18 protein-coding genes are annotated in these 17,934 nt (G+C 60.1%); 11 read left to right on the top strand and 7 right to left on the bottom strand.

Features of this window, described 5'->3' with window-relative positions; genetic code table 11:
* Positions 1-102 precede the first annotated feature (102 nt).
* On the top strand, positions 103-1,326 hold the full coding sequence (gene hemA, locus ACR0CR_RS15600; protein WP_480600727.1) for a 5-aminolevulinate synthase: 1,224 nt from the start codon (positions 103-105) through the stop codon (positions 1,324-1,326).
* 55 nt (positions 1,327-1,381) lie between these two features.
* On the opposite strand, the gene ACR0CR_RS15595 is transcribed toward hemA, so the two are convergent.
* The 6 genes from ACR0CR_RS15595 to ACR0CR_RS15570 are packed head-to-tail and all read right to left on the bottom strand — an operon-like array spanning position 1,382 to position 6,761.
* A complete protein-coding gene (locus ACR0CR_RS15595; RefSeq protein WP_480600724.1) occupies positions 1,382-1,612 on the bottom strand; it encodes a cytochrome C oxidase subunit IV family protein in 231 nt (76 codons plus the stop codon).
* 23 nt (positions 1,613-1,635) lie between these two features.
* Positions 1,636-2,184 carry a cytochrome c oxidase subunit 3 gene (locus tag ACR0CR_RS15590; RefSeq protein WP_480600722.1) on the bottom strand — a complete coding sequence of 183 codons (549 nt, stop codon included), beginning with the start codon at positions 2,182-2,184 and terminating at the stop codon, positions 1,636-1,638.
* On the bottom strand, positions 2,181-4,103 hold the full coding sequence (locus ACR0CR_RS15585; protein ID WP_480600719.1) for a nitric oxide reductase activation protein NorD: 1,923 nt from the start codon (positions 4,101-4,103) through the stop codon (positions 2,181-2,183). Before ACR0CR_RS15585 ends, ACR0CR_RS15590 begins: the two co-directional genes overlap by 4 nt.
* Positions 4,104-4,112: 9 nt before the next feature.
* Positions 4,113-4,922, bottom strand: a complete 810-nt coding sequence (locus ACR0CR_RS15580; protein ID WP_480600717.1) for an AAA family ATPase — start codon at positions 4,920-4,922, stop codon at positions 4,113-4,115.
* A gap of 5 nt (positions 4,923-4,927) precedes the next feature.
* Positions 4,928-6,295: a cbb3-type cytochrome c oxidase subunit I gene (locus ACR0CR_RS15575; RefSeq protein WP_480600714.1), complete on the bottom strand. Its 1,368-nt coding sequence runs from the start codon at positions 6,293-6,295 to the stop codon at positions 4,928-4,930.
* A gap of 16 nt (positions 6,296-6,311) precedes the next feature.
* Positions 6,312-6,761 (bottom strand): c-type cytochrome, encoded by a 450-nt coding sequence (locus ACR0CR_RS15570; protein ID WP_480600711.1) that lies wholly within the window; start codon positions 6,759-6,761, stop codon positions 6,312-6,314.
* 248 nt (positions 6,762-7,009) lie between these two features.
* Here ACR0CR_RS15570 and ACR0CR_RS15565 point away from each other — a divergent pair, with 248 nt between their 5' ends.
* Positions 7,010-8,059, top strand: coding sequence for a Hint domain-containing protein (locus tag ACR0CR_RS15565; protein WP_480600709.1), 1,050 nt, complete (start codon positions 7,010-7,012; stop codon positions 8,057-8,059).
* Between the two features lie 11 nt (positions 8,060-8,070).
* Here the strand turns inward: ACR0CR_RS15565 and ACR0CR_RS15560 are convergent, their stop codons facing one another.
* The gene (locus tag ACR0CR_RS15560) at positions 8,071-9,252 is read right to left on the bottom strand and encodes an NnrS family protein (protein ID WP_480600708.1); all 1,182 of its coding nucleotides are present in this window, start codon (positions 9,250-9,252) and stop codon (positions 8,071-8,073) included.
* Between the two features lie 232 nt (positions 9,253-9,484).
* Here ACR0CR_RS15560 and ACR0CR_RS15555 point away from each other — a divergent pair, with 232 nt between their 5' ends.
* From ACR0CR_RS15555 to ahbB (ACR0CR_RS15515), 9 genes are all read left to right on the top strand, one after another.
* Positions 9,485-11,161 (top strand): cytochrome D1 domain-containing protein, encoded by a 1,677-nt coding sequence (locus ACR0CR_RS15555; protein ID WP_480600706.1) that lies wholly within the window; start codon positions 9,485-9,487, stop codon positions 11,159-11,161.
* Between the two features lie 114 nt (positions 11,162-11,275).
* Positions 11,276-13,063, top strand: coding sequence for a NapC/NirT family cytochrome c (locus ACR0CR_RS15550; RefSeq protein ID WP_480600704.1), 1,788 nt, complete (start codon positions 11,276-11,278; stop codon positions 13,061-13,063).
* Between the two features lie 54 nt (positions 13,064-13,117).
* Positions 13,118-13,519 carry a cupredoxin domain-containing protein gene (locus ACR0CR_RS15545; protein ID WP_480600701.1) on the top strand — a complete coding sequence of 134 codons (402 nt, stop codon included), beginning with the start codon at positions 13,118-13,120 and terminating at the stop codon, positions 13,517-13,519.
* Positions 13,520-13,708: 189 nt separating this feature from the next.
* Complete coding sequence (gene cobA / locus ACR0CR_RS15540) at positions 13,709-14,470, top strand: uroporphyrinogen-III C-methyltransferase (protein ID WP_480600699.1); 762 nt, start codon at positions 13,709-13,711, stop codon at positions 14,468-14,470.
* A gap of 106 nt (positions 14,471-14,576) precedes the next feature.
* Positions 14,577-14,873, top strand: a complete 297-nt coding sequence (locus ACR0CR_RS15535; RefSeq protein ID WP_480600954.1) for a c-type cytochrome — start codon at positions 14,577-14,579, stop codon at positions 14,871-14,873.
* Complete coding sequence (locus tag ACR0CR_RS15530; RefSeq protein WP_480600696.1) at positions 14,870-16,015, top strand: cytochrome D1 domain-containing protein; 1,146 nt, start codon at positions 14,870-14,872, stop codon at positions 16,013-16,015. The genes ACR0CR_RS15535 and ACR0CR_RS15530 overlap by 4 nt, the downstream gene beginning before the upstream one ends.
* 3 nt (positions 16,016-16,018) lie before the next feature.
* On the top strand, positions 16,019-17,008 hold the full coding sequence (gene ahbB, locus ACR0CR_RS15525; protein ID WP_480600694.1) for a siroheme decarboxylase subunit beta: 990 nt from the start codon (positions 16,019-16,021) through the stop codon (positions 17,006-17,008).
* A complete protein-coding gene (locus tag ACR0CR_RS15520; RefSeq protein WP_480600692.1) occupies positions 17,005-17,454 on the top strand; it encodes an Lrp/AsnC family transcriptional regulator in 450 nt (149 codons plus the stop codon). Before ahbB (ACR0CR_RS15525) ends, ACR0CR_RS15520 begins: the two co-directional genes overlap by 4 nt.
* Positions 17,451-17,933: a siroheme decarboxylase subunit beta gene (ahbB, locus tag ACR0CR_RS15515; protein WP_480600690.1), complete on the top strand. Its 483-nt coding sequence runs from the start codon at positions 17,451-17,453 to the stop codon at positions 17,931-17,933. Before ACR0CR_RS15520 ends, ahbB (ACR0CR_RS15515) begins: the two co-directional genes overlap by 4 nt.
* Position 17,934 lies beyond the last annotated feature (1 nt).

The raw sequence follows: 17,934 nt of genomic DNA, 5'->3' as shown, positions 1-17,934 counted from the left end.
ACGCACCCGCCTTTTCCATTCCAGGCTTGACAATTGTCATGTGGCGCACGCGCCAATCACAGTATCTTTCAATCAAAGCCAGTACCCTGGGGAGCAAGCGACATGGATTACGAGCGTTACTTTGATCAGAGTCTAGCGGCGTTGAAGGATGAGGGAAACTACCGTGTTTTCATTGACTTGCAGAGAAAGTGCGGCTCCTTCCCAAATGCACGTCAAACGGATGGAGAAACCAGACGGGACGTGCGTATCTGGTGTTCGAACGACTATTTGGGCATGGGGCAACACCCGAGCGTGATCAGTGCCATGCACGATGCGCTGGATCGCTGCGGGGCTGGTGCGGGTGGAACGCGGAACATTTCGGGCACCACCCACGACCATGTCCTTCTTGAGGCGGAACTGGCTGATCTGCATGGAAAGGAATCGGCGCTGCTGTTCACCTCGGGCTATGTATCGAATTGGGCGGCGTTGGGGACGCTGGCTGCGAAAATTCCCGGTCTGATTGTTTTCTCTGATGCGTTGAACCATGCCTCGATGATCGAAGGCATTCGCCATTCACGGGCGCAGAAGGTGATCTGGAAACATAACGACCTGGATGATCTTGAGGCCAAGCTGGCCGCAGCCGATCCCGACGCTCCCAAGCTGATCGCATTTGAATCGGTCTATTCGATGGATGGCGATATCGCTCCGATCAAAGAGATTTGCGATCTGGCTGACAGGTATGACGCGATGACCTATCTGGATGAGGTCCACGCTGTTGGCCTTTATGGCCCACGCGGTGGCGGCATTGCCGAGCGCGAAGGGCTGATGGATCGCTTGACTGTGATCGAAGGCACGCTGGGCAAGGCGTTCGGCGTTGTTGGTGGATATATCGCAGCCTCGGCGGCGCTGTGCGATTTCGTGCGCAGCTTTGCCAGCGGCTTCATCTTTACCACCGCCCTACCCCCGTCAATTGCCGCGGGTGCTGCAGCCTCGATCCGGCATCTGAAACAGTCGAATGCGGAACGCGACCTGCAAAAATCCCGCGTCGCGCAGGTCCGGGCGCGACTGGATGCCGAAGGTATCCCCCATCTGCCCAATCCAAGCCATATCATCCCTGTCATGGTGGGTGATCCGGTGAAATGCAAATTCATCTCGGACACGCTGCTTGAGGAGTTCGGCATCTATATCCAGCCAATCAACTATCCCACTGTTCCCAAAGGCACCGAGCGTCTGCGGATCACGCCCTCGCCCGTGCATACGGATGCGGATGTCGACCATCTGGTCGGCGCATTGTCGGCTCTGTGGCAGCGTTGCCAGATCGCGCGGATGCCGATGGCCGCACAGTAAATCAAAGCGCCCCTTGCTTGGGATTGGCTGTCCTTCGGGGCGGCTTTTTCCTGTGTCAGATCAGGTAAAGCGCAAAGATCATGGCCGAAAACAAGGTAAACACGCTGGTGAAGCCGCGCAACCACGCGGGGCTTTGGCTCAGGCCCAGATAGCCTGCCAGGATCACGCGGGTTTTGATCAGCGCCAGCAGCAGGATACCCGCGCCCAAAACCGCCGCAGGCAAATGCAACACCGTCAGGACCGCAGACCCGAGGCTGAGCGCCAGCAATGCGATCCAGGCGCGCATCAGTTGATATGCGTGCGCCCCCTTCATCCCAGCAGGTAGATCACCGGAAACAGCATGATCCAAACCAAGTCGACCATATGCCAGAATTGCGCACCCGCTTCGATGTTGCGGGGCGCGTCCCGCCACGCCACCAGCAGCAGGATCACTACACCGGCCAGCACATGCGCCGCGTGAAAGCCGGTCAGAAGGTAGTAGAACAGAAAGAACGGATGGGTTTCGAAATTGATCCCCTGCGCAGCCTTATCGGCATATTCGACCCCTTTGATGATAAGGAACACGACGCCCAGCATCGCCGCCCCGATCAGCGCCAGCCGAGCTGCGCCCCGGCGCGCCTCCTGTCGCCAGAGGAACGCCATCGCTGCCAGATAGCCCGAGGTTACCAGAACGCCCGTGTTCAGCGCCGCGCCCGTGCGGTGCAGATGTGACTGTGCCTCGGCAAAGCCTCCGGGATCGGTCAGGCGCACGCCCATGAAAGCGATCAGGCCCGCGCCGAAGACCAGCAATTCCGAGATGATCAGGACCCACATCAGCAACTCGCCCGGAAGCTCGTCGATCAGAGTGCTGTCGCTCATGCGCCGACCAGTTGGCGGTAAATCTGCGGCAGCGCCATCGTCAGGCGATGTGGGTCGGGGATGACAGCAAAGCCGCCCTGCCCGAACATGCGCGGGAACCAGCTTTTACCGGTTTTGTCGATGGTGACGCCAAAAACCGATTGCCCGGCGCGGCGTGCCTCTTGCACGGCTTGGCGAGTGTCCTCGATGCCGTGGCGGCCCTCGTAGTGGTCCAGATCGTTGGGTTTGCCATCGGTGATGACCAATAGCAGGCGGCGTTTTCGGGATTGTTCTGCCAGATCGGCGGAGCAATGGCGGATCGCAGCACCTAGGCGTGTGTAGTGGCCGGGGCGCAACGAGGCGATGCGCTGTTCGACGATTGCCCCCATCGACTCATCGAACCGTTTGCAGCGCTGCACATAGACACGCTGGCGTTTCAGCGAGCTAAAGGCGTGGATGGCGAAATCGTCACCGCAGGCATTCAGGCCCCAGGCAAAAGCGGCCAACGCCTCGCGTTCGATGTCGATCACGGCGCGGCCCGTGACGGCACTTTCGGTCGACCGGCTGACATCCAGCAGGATCGAGACCGCCAGATCGCGCGCCTCGGGGCGGGATTGCATCCAGATGCGTTCATTACCCTCGCCACTGGCGTGGCGGTCGGTTTCAGCGCGCACGGCGGCCTCAATATCCAGCTGATCACCGTCCAGATGGCCTCGGGTCATCACGCGGCCGGGGCGCAGGGCCTCGAACTGGCGTTTGACGGCGCGGATGCGGCGGGCGGTGGCCGGGTCTTCGCCGAACGCGGCGGCGTCTTCGCGGATGTCAGCGTCGGACAGCAGGACGTTGACGTGATCGGGCAGGTATTGCCCCGTGCGCACGTCCCATTCCGGGTAGAGGATGCGGCCCGACAGACGCTCGCGATTCACATCCTCGGGGGCCAAATCCAGATGCAGTTTCAGCTTGGTGGGCGGCGCTTTGGAGATCTGCCCCAATCCGATCTCTTCCTGATCATCGGCGGCCTTTTTGGCGTTGTCGGGATCGTCATCATCAATACGCCGGTTGATATTCAGAAACTCGGCCCAGCTGAGGATCGCTTCGAACTTGTGCAGGATGAAACTGTCGCTGCGGTTGGCCTGATCCGATTTGCGGCGGCGGGCGCGGTGGGTTTTCTCGCCCGACTCTTCGGGTTCGCCTTCGGTGTCGGGATTTTCGACCTCGTTATGTTCCGAAAAGCCAACGGCGCGCAGCTCGGGCCACAGGGGCAACGGGCGCATCGGCTGATAGCCGCGCGGGGCAGTCAGATCGTCGTCCAGGGCCAGTAGTTGCTCGGCCCGATCCGACAGCGGCGCGGGATCGCCCAGCATGTAGCGAACCAGTTCCTCAACCGCAGCCTCGACCGGTGGCAGGCCGGGAATGTCACGGTGGTGCAGGACACCTTTGCACAGCTCGGTATAAAGCGGGCGCAAGCCGGGGGCGTCGTCCAGCGTCGCCGCGACCATGTCCTGCGCTGCCATCAACGCGCGCAGATCGGCGCGCAGTGGATCGTTTTCGTCAATACGGGTTCCGGCATGGGCGGCGGCAGCGGCCAGCCAGACATAAAGCGCGCCATTGGCCTCGCGCGCAGGGAATACCGCAAGCCGGTCGGGCAGACGCAGAACTTCACCGTCAAAGGACGCGCGCGGCATCAACTCGGCCTCGGTTGCCAGTTTGCGGCGCCAGCTTAGACGGTGGCGTGAAATCTCGGGTGAGACCGGGCGCAATTCAACGCCCGGGCTACCCCCAAGTCCTCGGAAGAGGACGGCCAGCCGCCCCGCGACCTCTGAGAGGTCGACCGCGGCTCCATCATGCACCTCAGGTGCATCGAGGCGGCTGGCAAGGGTGTGCCACAGTTTCCCGATCGTTTCTTCGGGTTCCCATGGCTCAAAATCGATCCTGACCATCGGCCGGCCTCACCCAAAGACAGCCGTGACAAGATCGAGGAGCCCGCGTTTGATGTCCTCATCATCCGTCAGAGGTTCAACCATAGCGGCGAGGATGGCGCGGTCGGTGGACATGCCCTGTGCGATCAGTGTCGCGGCATAGACAACCAGACGGGTGGAAACGCCTTCCTCAAGGTCCTGACCCTTGAGCCCACGCAGCTTGTTCGCCAGTCGGATCAACGGCTTGCAGCGCTCCAACGCCAGTCCGCTTTCCTGGGCGACGACTTCGGCCTCCATCTCGGGCGATGGGAAATCGAACTCCAGCGAGATGAAGCGCTGACGGGTCGAGGGTTTCAGGGTTTTCAGGATATTCTGGTATCCGGGGTTATACGAGGCGACCAGCATGAAGCCAGGGGCGGCCTCAAGTTCCTCGCCGGTGCGGTCGATCGGCAGGATGCGCCGGTCGTCGGTCAGCGGGTGCAGTACGACAGTCACGTCCTTGCGGGCCTCGACCACCTCATCGAGGTAGCAGATCGCGCCTTCGCGCACCGCGCGGGTCAGAGGGCCATCGACCCAGACAGTTTCGCCGCCCTTCAGCAGGTAGCGCCCGATCAGGTCGGCAGCGGCCAAGTCATCGTGACAGGCGACGGTGTAAAGCGGGCGGCCAAGTTTGGCGGCCATATGGGCCACAAACCGAGTCTTACCACAGCCTGTCGGGCCCTTAAGCAGAACCGGCAGGTCGTTGGTGTAAGCGGCGCAGAAGACGTCGCATTCATCGCCTTGGGGCAGGTAGAAGGGGGCGTCAGCCGCCCCCTCGTTCAGTTTCATGGAGCCGTCCATATCCATCACTCCGCAGGGGTTTCGGCTGCGCCGGGTTCAATGATCTCTTTCCGGGGAACCCAGACAGAGTAGATGAACAGCAGTGCGCCAAGGACAACCACCACACCAGAGCCCAGACGCATCCAGTAGAAGATTGCAATCTGGTCCTGCACGTCCATGAAGTAGTCTCCGATCACCCGCTGCATGTGTGTTTGCACGGTGCCACCGAAGGTCAGGACGAAGGTCATGAAGACCATGCCCGAAGACATCAGCCAGAAAGAGGCCATGTTCATCACCTGATTATACGGATCACGGTTTTTCAGGATCGGCATGGCATAGCTGAAGATCGCCAGGTTGAGGCAAACATAGGCACCATAGAAGGCGAGGTGACCGTGCGCTGCAGTGATCTGCGTGCCGTGGGTATAGTAGTTCACCCCGTGCAGCGTGTGCAGGAAGCCCCAGACACCGGCACCAAAGAAGGCCAGCGTTGCACAGCCCAGCGACCACAGCAAAGCGGCCTTGTTGGGATGGTCCCTGCGGCCCTTCCAGACCATGACAAAGGCAAAGGCCATCATCGCAAAGAACGGGATCACTTCGAGGCTTGAGAAGATCGACCCGATCCACTGCCAGTAGGCCGGCGTACCGATCCAGTAATAGTGGTGGCCGGTGCCAAGGATGCCCGAGAACAGCGCGGCGGCGACGATGACATAGAGCCATTTCTCGACGATCTCACGGTCCACACCGGTCAGCTTGAGCATCAGGTAGGCCAGGATCGAGGCCATGATCAGCTCCCACACGCCTTCAACCCACAGGTGGACAACGTACCACCAGTATTGCTTGTCCAGGGACAGGTTGCCGGGGTTGTAGAAGGCAAACAAGAACAGCAGCGCCAGACCCCACAGACCCAACAACAGGATGTTGGTGATCGCGGTCTTCTTGCCCTTCAGAACGGTCATCGACACGTTGTAAAGGAAGATCAGCGCGGCCACGACGATACCGGCCTTGACCCATTTGGGCTGTTCCAGAAACTCGCGCCCCTCTTTGCCCAGCAGCCAGTTGCCTTCGAACAAGTTGAAGACGTAGGTGACCACCACGCCCAGCGTGCCAAGGATCAGGATCGCCAACTGGATATAAGCCAGCGTGGGCGAATGAATCTCGCGCTCGGACTCTTCGGGTATCAGGAAATAGGCCGCACCAAAGAATCCGGTGATCAGCCAGACGATCAGGGCATTGGTATGCAACATCCGCACAATGTTGAACGGCAGCAGCTCGGACAGGAAGTTCGGATAGACATAGATCAGACCTGCCAGCAGGCCGCCGATCACCTGGATCGCGAACAGGCCCATTGCGAATGCGAAATACGCGTAGGCCACTTTTTGGGTTTCATATTTCATTGTTCCGGTTCCCTTCTCAGCCCGCCTCGTTGGGCGGCCAGTCCTGAGCGTCGATATTGTCCGTCCAGATCAGGAAGTTCGCCAGATCGCGGATCTCTTCGTCGCTGAGGTTGAAATTGGGCATCTGCCGACGACCGGGAATGCCGGTCGGCTGCGCCTCCATCCAGCCCTTGAGGGTTTCAAAGGCCGATTCCGGGTCGTCCAGCACACCCCAACGCGTCATCACATTGGCAACTTCGGGGGCAAAGTAAGCGCCCTCGCCCAGGATTGTGTGACAGTTGATGCAGGCATGCTTTTCCCAGACATGCTTGCCGCGAACCACACTTTCATCGAGCTTTGCCGAGTTCTCGGAATTCACGATATACCAGTGCGAATGGGCCGACAGGGCCAGAAAGATGAGAATGAAGAACAGTGACCCGCCATAGAATATGTTGCGAGCCATGCTCTTTGTCATGACTTCTCGCATTGCGCTCTCCTTTGCGCAGATTAGCTAGTCTGGTCACAATGACGGTTGGGGCGGCCCGGCTCCTTAACGAAAGTCAAGCCTTGTGCAAGATGACAAAAGAAGCGGCCGATCACTATCTGGCGCAAAAAGGGGGGGATTTCGTCCGTAGGCAATTGTCTGTTGAGAAACAGGTCTTTATTAGACAAATTGCCGAATAGACTGCCCCGCCGCTACAAATTAAGCAATTTCATGAGCCCAAAGGTCGTCCCATGCCGATAAACATTTATGGCGCTTTCCGCAGCGATACCAACTTGTCGGACAACGCGGTCACCTTCGGAACCGCGGGCAGCACCTTCCAGATCTCGGCCTACAGCCAAATTACCATCACTGACGGTGCGGATCCCACGATCATCGACGGGGATAACGTCAATAACGAAGAGCCGAATGATCCGACTCAGACCTATTTGGGCAACGTGATCGATTGGGATTATACGATCACGGTGACCGACGGGGTCAACAATTACTCGATCGGTGTGATGGACTGGGACGTCAACGGAGACGGCGACTTTGATTTCCCAAGCTCTGAACAGGGTTATTTCCTTGCCTTCATTGGAACCATCCCGCCTCTGAACACAACGCTGACATTTGGTGCTGTCACCGACAATGGCGCAAACATCCCCGTGGACACGGTCGTCCCTTGCTTTACCAAAGGAACGCGCATCCAGACGCCTGGCGGCGCAGTCGAAGTTGAGCTGCTCAAGGTTGGCGATTTGGTCACCACATTGGACAACGGGGATCAGCGCATTCGCTGGATTGGTGCGCGGGAACTGGATGAAAGTGATCTTGCCGCCAAACCCCGGCTCAGACCGATCAGAATTGCGCCCGGCGCGTTGGGTTGCGGTCTGCCAAAGCGCGAATTGCTGGTTTCGCCACAGCACCGAATGCTGATCCGATCCGCGATTGCGATCCGGATGTTTGACAGCGAAGACGTGCTTGTCCCGGCCCATAAGTTGGTTGGCATACCCGGCATTTCAGTGCTCGAGGCTGTTTCGCCGGTGACATATTACCACTTCCTGTTTGATCGGCACGAAGTCGTCTTTGCCGAGAATGCACCCGCAGAAAGCCTGTTCACAGGAAAGCAGGCACTGCGCAGCGTAAACCGGCACGCCAGAGCAGAGATTCTTGAGCTGTTTCCGCAACTCGCCACACCCGGTTACATGCCCGAGGCCGCGCGGATCATCCCCAGTAAAGGGAAGCGGGTAAAGAACCTGATCAATCGCCACATCAAAAACGAACAGCCTTTGATCCGCGGCCTTTGAACGGTCGCGTGTTATACCTGACGCGGCGCGCGCGGCCCGGTCAGCGCGGGCCACATGGCGACCAGATACAACGCAAACGCGCCGACCCACAGCCCATCGGATAGCAGCATTGCCTCCAGATAGCCCGCGTTCAGATCGGCTCCGATCCAACGGGTCAGCGCGGCCATAGCCATCAACCCATATCCGACCGTCATTGGCACCGGTGCCACCAGCGCCCGGCCGCTGTGGCCCAGCGCGGCGCGGCTCATGACTGCAAGGGTCATGCCACCGACACAGCCGATGCCCAGCACATGCAGCGCGGCCACTTCATCGCCCAGACCAAGTCCCGCCAACCCCCATAGAATCAAACCAATCGCCAACATGCCAAGTCCCAGATGCAGGGCCAGAAGTATCGGCTGCCGCAAAGCCCAGCGCGTGCGCCATTGCGCCATGCGCAAAAGCTGGACCACGCCCAAAAGGACCGCAACCACAGCCGGGACCGGGCCGAGGCCGAAGACCAAAGCGCTAAGCGGCAGAATGAGCGCCAAGACCATTCCGGCCTTATCCAACTTGGCAACGGAAATCGGCCAGTCTGTCTCGGGGATATCTTCGCGTTTCATTGCATTGCGGGTGAAGGCCGGAGTGATCCGTCCGCCAAGAATACCAATCATCGCACATAAGGTCAGCAGCCCCGCGCGCAGTCCGACCTGCAACGTGTCATCTGTCAGACCCATCCACTCAAGATGCGTCATCAGGTCGGCAACCCAGATCAGAACCAACAGCAAAAGGAAAATCATGTTTTGCGGCTTGGGTCGTCGAAACAGCTGCGTCGCAATCTTGGCCGCCAGAATCGGTAGGAAGGCCAGATCAATCACCGCCACCAGAACCGGCGAGAACAGTCCCGAAAACCACATCGCCATCCGTCCGGTCAACCACAGGCCGGCGGCCAGCGTGATGAATCTGGCGCGCGCCTCGGGCGTTCCTGTCCAGTTCGGCACGGCTGTCAGGAAAAACCCGCCAAGAGCCGCGGTGGCATAGCCGAAAATCATCTCATGCGCGTGCCACATTGGCGGCGCAATACCATAGTCCGGGGACATGTAGGGCGCGGTCAGCCACAAACCCCAGACCAAGCCGACAAACAGGCCGTAAATCCCGGCCGACAGAAAGAAAACACGAAACCCCTCCCCTAAAACGCGAGTGATAATCGCGGGCATGACTGCTCTCCTTAACGGTTTTGACAACCCTAACAGGGCATGGGTCAGGGCGGCTTAACCAAAGTCAAAACGGTGGAAATATGTGTGTAAGAGTCAGATTTTACAGCGGTCTTTGATCCCGCTTTTTTCTTGCGACCAGCAAATTGACACCACCCTGTTGACTTTCGTCAAGGATCACAGGTCGCCGATGTTTCAGGCTTGGAGGTGCCTCACCAGCAAACGGAGAGTGATCATGTCACTTGGAATCAGCTACAACAGAACTGGCCGCGCCTTTGGGGTCGGTTTGGCGATGCTGCTGGGCAGCGTCGCTGCGCCAGCTTTCGCCGAAGAGCCAACCCTGAGCAAAGAAGCATTTGAGTCATCGAAACAGCTTTACTTTGAAAGATGCGCCGGCTGTCACGGCGTGTTGCGCAAAGGGGCGACAGGCAAAAGCCTTGAGCCGTTGGTCGAAACCAAGAATGCCGATGGCACCGTCACCGAATCCGGCACCCTGAAGCTGGGGCAGGAACGACTGGAAAAAATCATCGCATGGGGCACCGAAGGCGGAATGAACAACTTCTCGGACGTGATGACCGAGGACGAGATCCGCGATATGGCGACCTATATCCAGATGGAGCCACCCAAACCGCCCGAGATGTCGCTGGATCAGATGATGGCGACCCGCAAAGTCTATGTCGAACCCGAAGACTACCCGTCCGAGCCGTTGCATGGCCGCAATTGGGAAAACTTCTTCGTGGTGATCGAACGTGACGTGGGCAAGGTGGCCGTCATCGATGGCGACACCAAAGAGGTGCTGACCCACATCCCCACGGGCTATGCTGTGCACGTTCTGAAGGCGTCCGAGCATCACAAGCTGGAAGAGCCGGAAAATCCGGGCCGCTTCTGGTACACGATGGGCCGCGACGGCAAGATGACCAAGATCGACCTGTGGCAAAAGCCTGAAAACATGTTGGTTGCCGAAGTGACCATTGGCTATGACGCCCGCGACGTGGCCGTGTCGGGTGACGGTAAATACGTCATCGGTGGGGCCTATTGGCCGCCGCATTTCGCGATCGTCGATGCCGAAACCATGGAGCCGAAAAAGGTCGTCTCGACCCGCGGTGTAAACGTGGACGGGGACTATGTGGAAGAAAGCCGCGTGGCCGCCATCTACACCACCCCGAACGAGCCGACATGGATCGTCGCCGTCAAGGAATTAGGACAGTTATGGCAGGTGGACTATACCGACCTGGACAATCTGCGGATCGACAAGATCGACAGTGCCAAGTTCCTGCATGACGGGTTCTTTGATCCAACCGGTCGTTACTTCCAGATCGCCGCAAACGCGTCGAACAAGATGGTTGTGGTCGACACCGAGACCCACAAGCTGGAAGCCCTGATCGATACCGCTCCGCTTCCGCACCCCGGCCCCGGCGCAAACTGGGAAGACCCGAATTGCGGCCCGGTTGCAGGTACAACCCACCTGGGCGAAGGGACTGTGACGGTCTGGGGCAACGACCCCGAAGGGCACCCGGATCAGGCATGGCAAACTTGCTATGAAGTCGAAACCGATGGCCCCGGCCTGTTCATTCGGACCCACCCGGAATCAGACTATATCTGGGCCGACCAGACCAAGCACCCCGAGCCTGAAATTCAGCAATCGGTGCAGGTCATCGACAAGGCCACCGGTGAGATCGTGAAAACGATCCAGATCACCGAAGAGGAAGGCAACGTCGCCGTCCACTTCGAGTTCAACCAGGACGGTTCCGAGGTTTGGGTTTCCAAGTGGAACCGCTCGACCTCGAAAGAGCCCAACGGTGAGATCGTGATCTTCGACGCCAAAACGCTGGAAGAGATCGGCCGTGTGGAAGGTCTGTTCGCACCGACCGGCAAGTTCAACGTCTACAACCGGTCGAACCACGTCACCTGACGCGGTTGTCACCAACCCAGGAAAGGGCGGGCCCCTCGCCCGCCCTTTTCCCGTTTCCCCTCAGCCAACGCTCGGGCGTGACACGCCGGGCCAGTCAAGCAAACGGAGCCCAATATGACCTCCGAACCGGATAAGAAACCACCGATCTGGCGCCGGTATTTCCTGTGGGGAATGCCCGTGGCCGGTATCGCCGTGGCCTTTGCCGCCGGCATCATCTTTTGGGGCGGGTTCAACACCGCCATGGAAGCCACCAACACCAAGGAATTCTGCGTCTCGTGCCACGAGATGCGCGATTTCGTTTATGAAGAATACACTGGCACGATCCACGACGTGAACCGCTCGGGCGTTGGTGCGGTCTGTTCCGACTGTCACGTGCCCAAAGACTGGACGCACAAGATGATCCGCAAGATCAAAGCGTCCAAAGAGCTGTATGGCAAAATGGTCGGATCGATCAACACGCGCGAGAAATTCGAAGCCAAACGCGTTCATCTGGCTATGAACGAGTGGGAGCGGATGAAATCAACGGACTCGCGCGAGTGCCGTAACTGCCACGATTTCGAATCGATGATGCCCGAGTTTCAGAAGCCCCGCGCACGCCAGCAGCACCTGAACGCGATGACTGTCGGTCAGACTTGCATCGACTGCCACAAGGGGATTGCGCATTCGGACGCCCGTGACCGGGCGGATGAAGAGTATCTGGAAGAACTGGAAGCCCCGAACCCCGCTTTCATTCGCGAAATCCCGGCCGAATATCTGGCCAGCCTAAAACGCGTCGAAGCCAAAGAAGCCGCTGACACCGAGGCTGAAAAAGCCGCACGCGTGGCGCAGCAAGAAGCTGTGCAGGCACAGATCGCAGCCGCTGTAGATGCGGCCGTGGCCGAAGAACGCGCCAAGGCCGCAGGGGAAGAAGCCGCAGCCGCGCCCGCCGGTGGTGGCAGCGATGTGGGTACCAATATCGACTGGAACGCGGTGGCCAGCGCCGACATGAAACTGTTCTACCCCGGTCAGGCCTCGTTCGAGTGGGTTCAGAACGGCAGGTCCCATGGCGGTGCTCGTCCTCTAACGAAGGGCGGTGACAAATGTACCACATGTCACGCCGCCGAACTGGATGCGATCGGCAACAAGATCGTGGCGGGCGGTGAATTGGAGCCGACGCCGATCCCCGGCAAGCGTGGCGTAATCGACGCAACCGTGCAGGCAGCGCATGATGACGAGAACCTGTATATTCGTCTGCAATGGCCGGACGCAGGGCACAACCCCGCTCCGTTCGCAGATGGCGGCAAGATGGATCCGGACAACCAGATCAAGGTGGCTATGATGATCACTGGCACCGGAATCGAACTGGGCGATCAGGTGGGCTGCTGGGCCTCTTGCCACGCGGATAACAGCTATATGCCCTTTGATCCGGGTGCCGAAGCAATTGCCGCAAATGGCGATGTTTCCGGTCGCCTGACCACGCAGGACACGGTGACCAAATACATCACCGAAAGCCGGACCGAGGTCGAGATCAAGGGCCGTCGCGGCAAAGCCCTGGGTGGCTGGGACAAGCTGCAAGCGGCAGACCAGATTGAACAATATCTGGCCGACGGCACCTATCTGGACCTGATGCGTGTCTATGCCGACGGCAGCGCCACCAACGGCTATCTGCTGGAACAGCGCGTGGTCAATGACGGTGAAATCGCCGCCTCTGCCAACCTCGATGCGGGTATTTGGACTGTGGTCTTCACACGCCCGCTGAACTCGGGTGCTCAAGGCGATGTGCCGCTTGAGGCTGGTCAAACCTACACCGTCGGCTTTGCCATCCACGATGACTTTGCCGCCGCACGGTTCCACCACGTGACGCTGGATACCAGCCTGGCGCTGGACGATGACAGCGCGTTCATCAACGTGGTCAAAGAATAAAGGACAGGGGCCGGACGATCCGGCCCCGACCGTTTTGAAGAGGAGATTTGGACGATGAAACCCCAACACCTTCTTCCGGCGCTGATGGTTCTGGCTGCCCCAGCTTGGGCCGATGACACCGCCGCGCTCTGCGCCGAGGCCGAGGATCGCTATGTCGAACTGTTCGGTCAGCCCTCATCCGCAGTTGAGGATGCCGAAGTGGTGTTGATGTACAAATACACGTTCTGCCCGGTCGACCTGACGGTCAAAGCGGGCACGACAGTGCGCTGGGTGAACGTTGACAAGCGCACCAGCCATTCGGTCCTGCTGAAAGATGGCAGCGAACCCGAAAGCGACCGGCTATTCCCCGAGGAATCGGTGGATCTGACCTTCCTCACCGCCGGACCTCAGGATTACCTCTGCGGTCCGCATTGGGAGACCCAGAACATGATCGGAATGATCACAGTAGAACCCTGAGCCGAGGCAACCATACAGGCAAGATCAAGGAGCGCGGGCGCAAATCCCGCGCTCCTTAACTTTAGTCAAGGAGGTTCCATTTCGTTTGCGCCAGTCTGAGCGCATGACACGCCCGGCCCGCCCAGCAACGTCGCAGACACGCAAGGCATATCCGGGTTCCGATGACATTCAGACCAAGCGAGTGTGCACATGAGCGGCAAGGTTTTTCTGATTGGCGCAGGCCCTGGCGACCCTGAACTGATGACCCTGCGCGCGCTGCGGATGCTGCAAGAGGCGGATGTGGTGGTCTACGACCGTCTGGTCTCGGCCGAGATTCTGAATCTGCACGCGGATGGCGCACGCCTGATCCCGGTGGGAAAAGCGCCCACATGCCATACTGTGCCGCAGGACCGGATCAACGAAATCCTTGCTGAAGAGGCCAGCGCCGGCCACACGGTTGCGCGATTGAAGGGCGGCGATCCGATGATCTTTGGCCGTGGCTCGGAAGAGGCCGCGTATCTGATGTCAAACGGCATCCCGGTCGAATACGCGCCGGGGATTACGGCGGCTCAGGGCGCGTCCTGCTCGACCGGCGTGCCGCTGACCCATCGCGGGCTGGCGACCTCGGTGCAGTACGTCACAGGTCATCGGCAGGCCGACAAGGTGCTGGATCTTGACTGGAAACGTCTGGCCGATCCGGACTCGACGCTGGTCGTCTATATGGGCGTCGCCAATATCGGCCAGATCGCGATGGGGCTGATGACCGAGAACCTGTCCGGTGCGACTCCGGTTCTGGCTGTCGGCAAAGCCACCACACCGGACGAGCGCCGCATGGTGTCCAGACTGGATCGGCTGGCTGCCGATGTGCGCGAGGCTGATCTGAAAGCGCCCACATTGTTCATCATCGGCAAGGTCGTATCGCTTTATGCGGAACAGCCCGTGGCCGAGTTGCTGGAGCGGGCCCATGGCTAGGCTTGGAAGTAGATATGTTGTGCCCGGCGGCACCGCCGGGCAGCGCCCGACCGCCCCCCAGGGCGGGCGCTTCTCGCCCCCTCGCGGTCGGTCGCTGCCCTCAATTCTGCTTGCTACCGCCGTACTTGTGGCAACAACTGCCTTTGCCGCCGACACGCTCGACCCCAACGCCCTGAAACGCCTTGTCCATCAGGATTGCGGCTCGTGCCATGGGCTGTCGCTGAAGGGCGGTCTTGGTCCTGATCTGCGATCCGAAACCCTTGAACACTATGACGCCGAAGTACTGACCGGTGTGATCCTCGACGGCATCCCCGACACCGCGATGCCCCCATGGCGGCCCCTGATCAGCGAAGAAGAGGCCGAATGGATCGCCCGTTACCTGCTGGAACAGGACGCACAATGAAACAGTTTATCCTCACACTCGCCGCCACCCTGCTGATGACCACCGCACAGGCGGAACCGACAGCGACCGGCGATCTGGGCCTTGTGATCGAACGGGCCAAGGGCTCGGTCCTGCTGGTCGATCAATCCGACCGCGCCGCGCTGGCACGGATCGAAGGGCTGGGCGACCTGTCCCATGCCTCGCTGGTCTATTCGCCCGACGAGCGTTTCGCCTATGTCTTCGGCCGTGACGGCGGGCTGACCAAGGTCGATATCGTCACCCGCCAGATCGTGAACCGAGTGGTGCAGGCGGGCAATGCCATCGGTGGTGCGATTTCGGATGACGGTAAGTTGGTCGCCGTGTCGAACTATGAACCCGGCGGCGTGCGGGTCTTTGATGCGGACACGCTGGACATGGTCGCCGACATTCCCACCGACAGCAAAACCATCGGTCTGGTCGACGCGCCGGGCCGCCGGTTCGTGTTCACCATGTGGGACACGGGCGAGACCTGGATTGCTGATTTCGCCAAAGGCGACCCGGCGATCACCAAGATCCCCGACATGGGCAAGAACCCCTATGACGCGCTGATCACCGCCAATGGCCGGACCTATATCACTGGTCTCTTTGGTGAGGATGGCTTGACCGCGCTGGACCTATGGGCCGAGACGCCCGAACCCATCCGCGTGTTGCCCAACTACGGGCGCGGACAAGAGGAAATGCCGGTTTACAAGATGCCCCATCTGGAAGGCTGGGCGCTGACGGGTCGCGAGTTCGTGCTGCCCGCCGTTGGCCATCATGAGGTCCTGTGGATCGACGCCGACACACTGTCTGAGACCGGGCGTACCCAGACCCATGGCCAACCGGTCTTTGCGATGGCCCGGCCTGACGGGCGGCAGGTCTGGGTGAACTTTGCCCACCCGCTGAACGACACGATCCAAGTAATCGATTCCGTCAGCAAGGAGATCATCCACGAATTCAAACCCGGCCCCGCCGTCCTTCATATGGAGTTCACGCCCCGCGGGCATGAGGTTTGGATCAGCGTGCGCGATGCCAACAAGGTCATGGTCTACGACACACAAAGCTTCGAGAAACTGCGCGAGATCGAGGCCGACAGCCCCTCGGGCATCTTCTTCACCGCCCGCGCGCACAAAACGGGGCTGTAAACGATGCAACATATCACCGACCCCATCGATTGCCGCCTGCTGGATGAGTTCCAGCGCGATTTTCCCGTCACAGAACGCCCGTTTCAGGTGCTGGGCTTCCTGTTGGGACTGGACGAGGCCGAAGTGCTCGACCGTCTGGCGCGGATGCGTAAAACCGGGCGCATCACCCGGGTGGGCGCAACCATCGCACCCGGCGCGGTATCTGCCAGTACCCTGGCTGCCGTTGCCGCTCCTGAGTCGCGTCTGGAAGAGGTAGCCGCCCTGATCGACGCGGAACCCGGCGTGAACCACAATTACCAGCGCGAGGACGACTGGAACCTCTGGTTCGTGGCCACCGGCCCGGACCGGGCGCATGTGAACGAAACCCTCGAGCGGATCAGCCGCCGCACCGGATTGCGCGTGCTGGACCTGCGGCTGGTACGCCCCTTCAACGTTGATCTGGGCTTCCGGATGTCCGGGGAGGTGCGCAGTGTCCCCGGCCCCCGCAAAGTGGATTGTTCAGCCATGCAGGACGGCGACCGGGCGTTGTTGCAGGCGCTCAGTTCCGGACTTTCACTGGTGGCAGAACCCTATGCTGCGCTGGCCCAGTCTCTGAGCCGCGGCACAGTCGATGTGATGGAGCGGATCGAGGCATTGCACCAGGCCGGGATCATCTCGCGCCTGGGTGTCATCGTGCGCCACCGCGCTTTGGGCTGGTCCGCCAATGCGATGGTGGTCTGGGACATGCCCGCCGATCAGGTCGGCACCGCCGGCCCGGCGCTGGCTGCCCATCCCGGCGTGACACTGTGTTATGAGCGCAACCCGGTCGAAGGTGTCTGGCCCTATCGCCTCTATTCCATGATCCACGCCCGCTCGCGCCCCGAGGCGCTTGAGGTTCTGGCCAATGCCACCGCCCTGCCCGAACTGGCGGGGGCACGGCACAAGGTTCTGTTCTCGACCCGCTGCTTCAAACAGACCGGCGCGCTGATCCAACCCAAAGAGGTGGCCGCATGACTCTGGACGACACCGACCGCGCGATCCTGAACCGGATGCAGGATGACCTGCCCCTGACCTCGCACCCCTACGCCGCGATCGCCGAGGAATTGGGGATCGAAGAAACCGACCTTCTGAGCCGTCTGACCCGCATGAAAAAGGACCGCGTGATCACCCGCTTCGGCCCTTTCTTCGACGCCGCCGCAATGGGCGGGGCCTTCTGCCTGTGCGCCATGGCTGTACCCTCTGAGGATTTCGAAACCGTCCTGACCAAAGTCAATGCGCATCCAGAGGTCGCGCACAATTATGAGCGCACGCACCGGCTGAATATGTGGTTCGTTCTGGCAACCGAAACGCCCGAGGGGATTGCCGCAACAGCCGAGGCCATAGAACGGGAAACTGGGATCGCGGTCCTGCAATTTCCCAAACTTCAGGAATTTTTCATCGGCTTCCGGGTGGCGGCATGATCGACGCAAAAGACAGAGAGATCATCGAGGCGCTGCAAGGCGGCCTGCCGCTGGTGCCTGCGCCTTACGCGCAGGTGGCCGAGGGGTTGGGTCTGGATGAAGACACCCTGATGTTCCGCCTTGCCGACATGAAATCGCGCGGTGTCATCCGGCGTATCGCGGCAGCCCCTAATCACTACAAGCTGGGGATGACATCGAACGGCATGACCGTCTGGGACGTCGAGGACAGCCGTGTCGCTGAACTGGGTGCCCAGATCGGGGCCTTGCCCTTTGTCACCCATTGCTACGAACGCCCGCGCGCCCGGCCCGATTGGCCCTATAACCTGTTTGCCATGGTCCATGGCAGCGACCGCGACGAGGTCGAGCAGAAACGGGCCGAGATCACGGCCATTTTGGGTGAGGCCTGCAGGGCCAAAGATATCCTTTATTCCACGCGCATCCTGAAGAAGACCGGGCTGCGCCTGAAAACGAAAGGCTGAG

This window comes from Ruegeria sp. AM2 (assembly GCF_056540685.1).
This window is presented reverse-complemented; position numbering and strand designations above follow the sequence as displayed.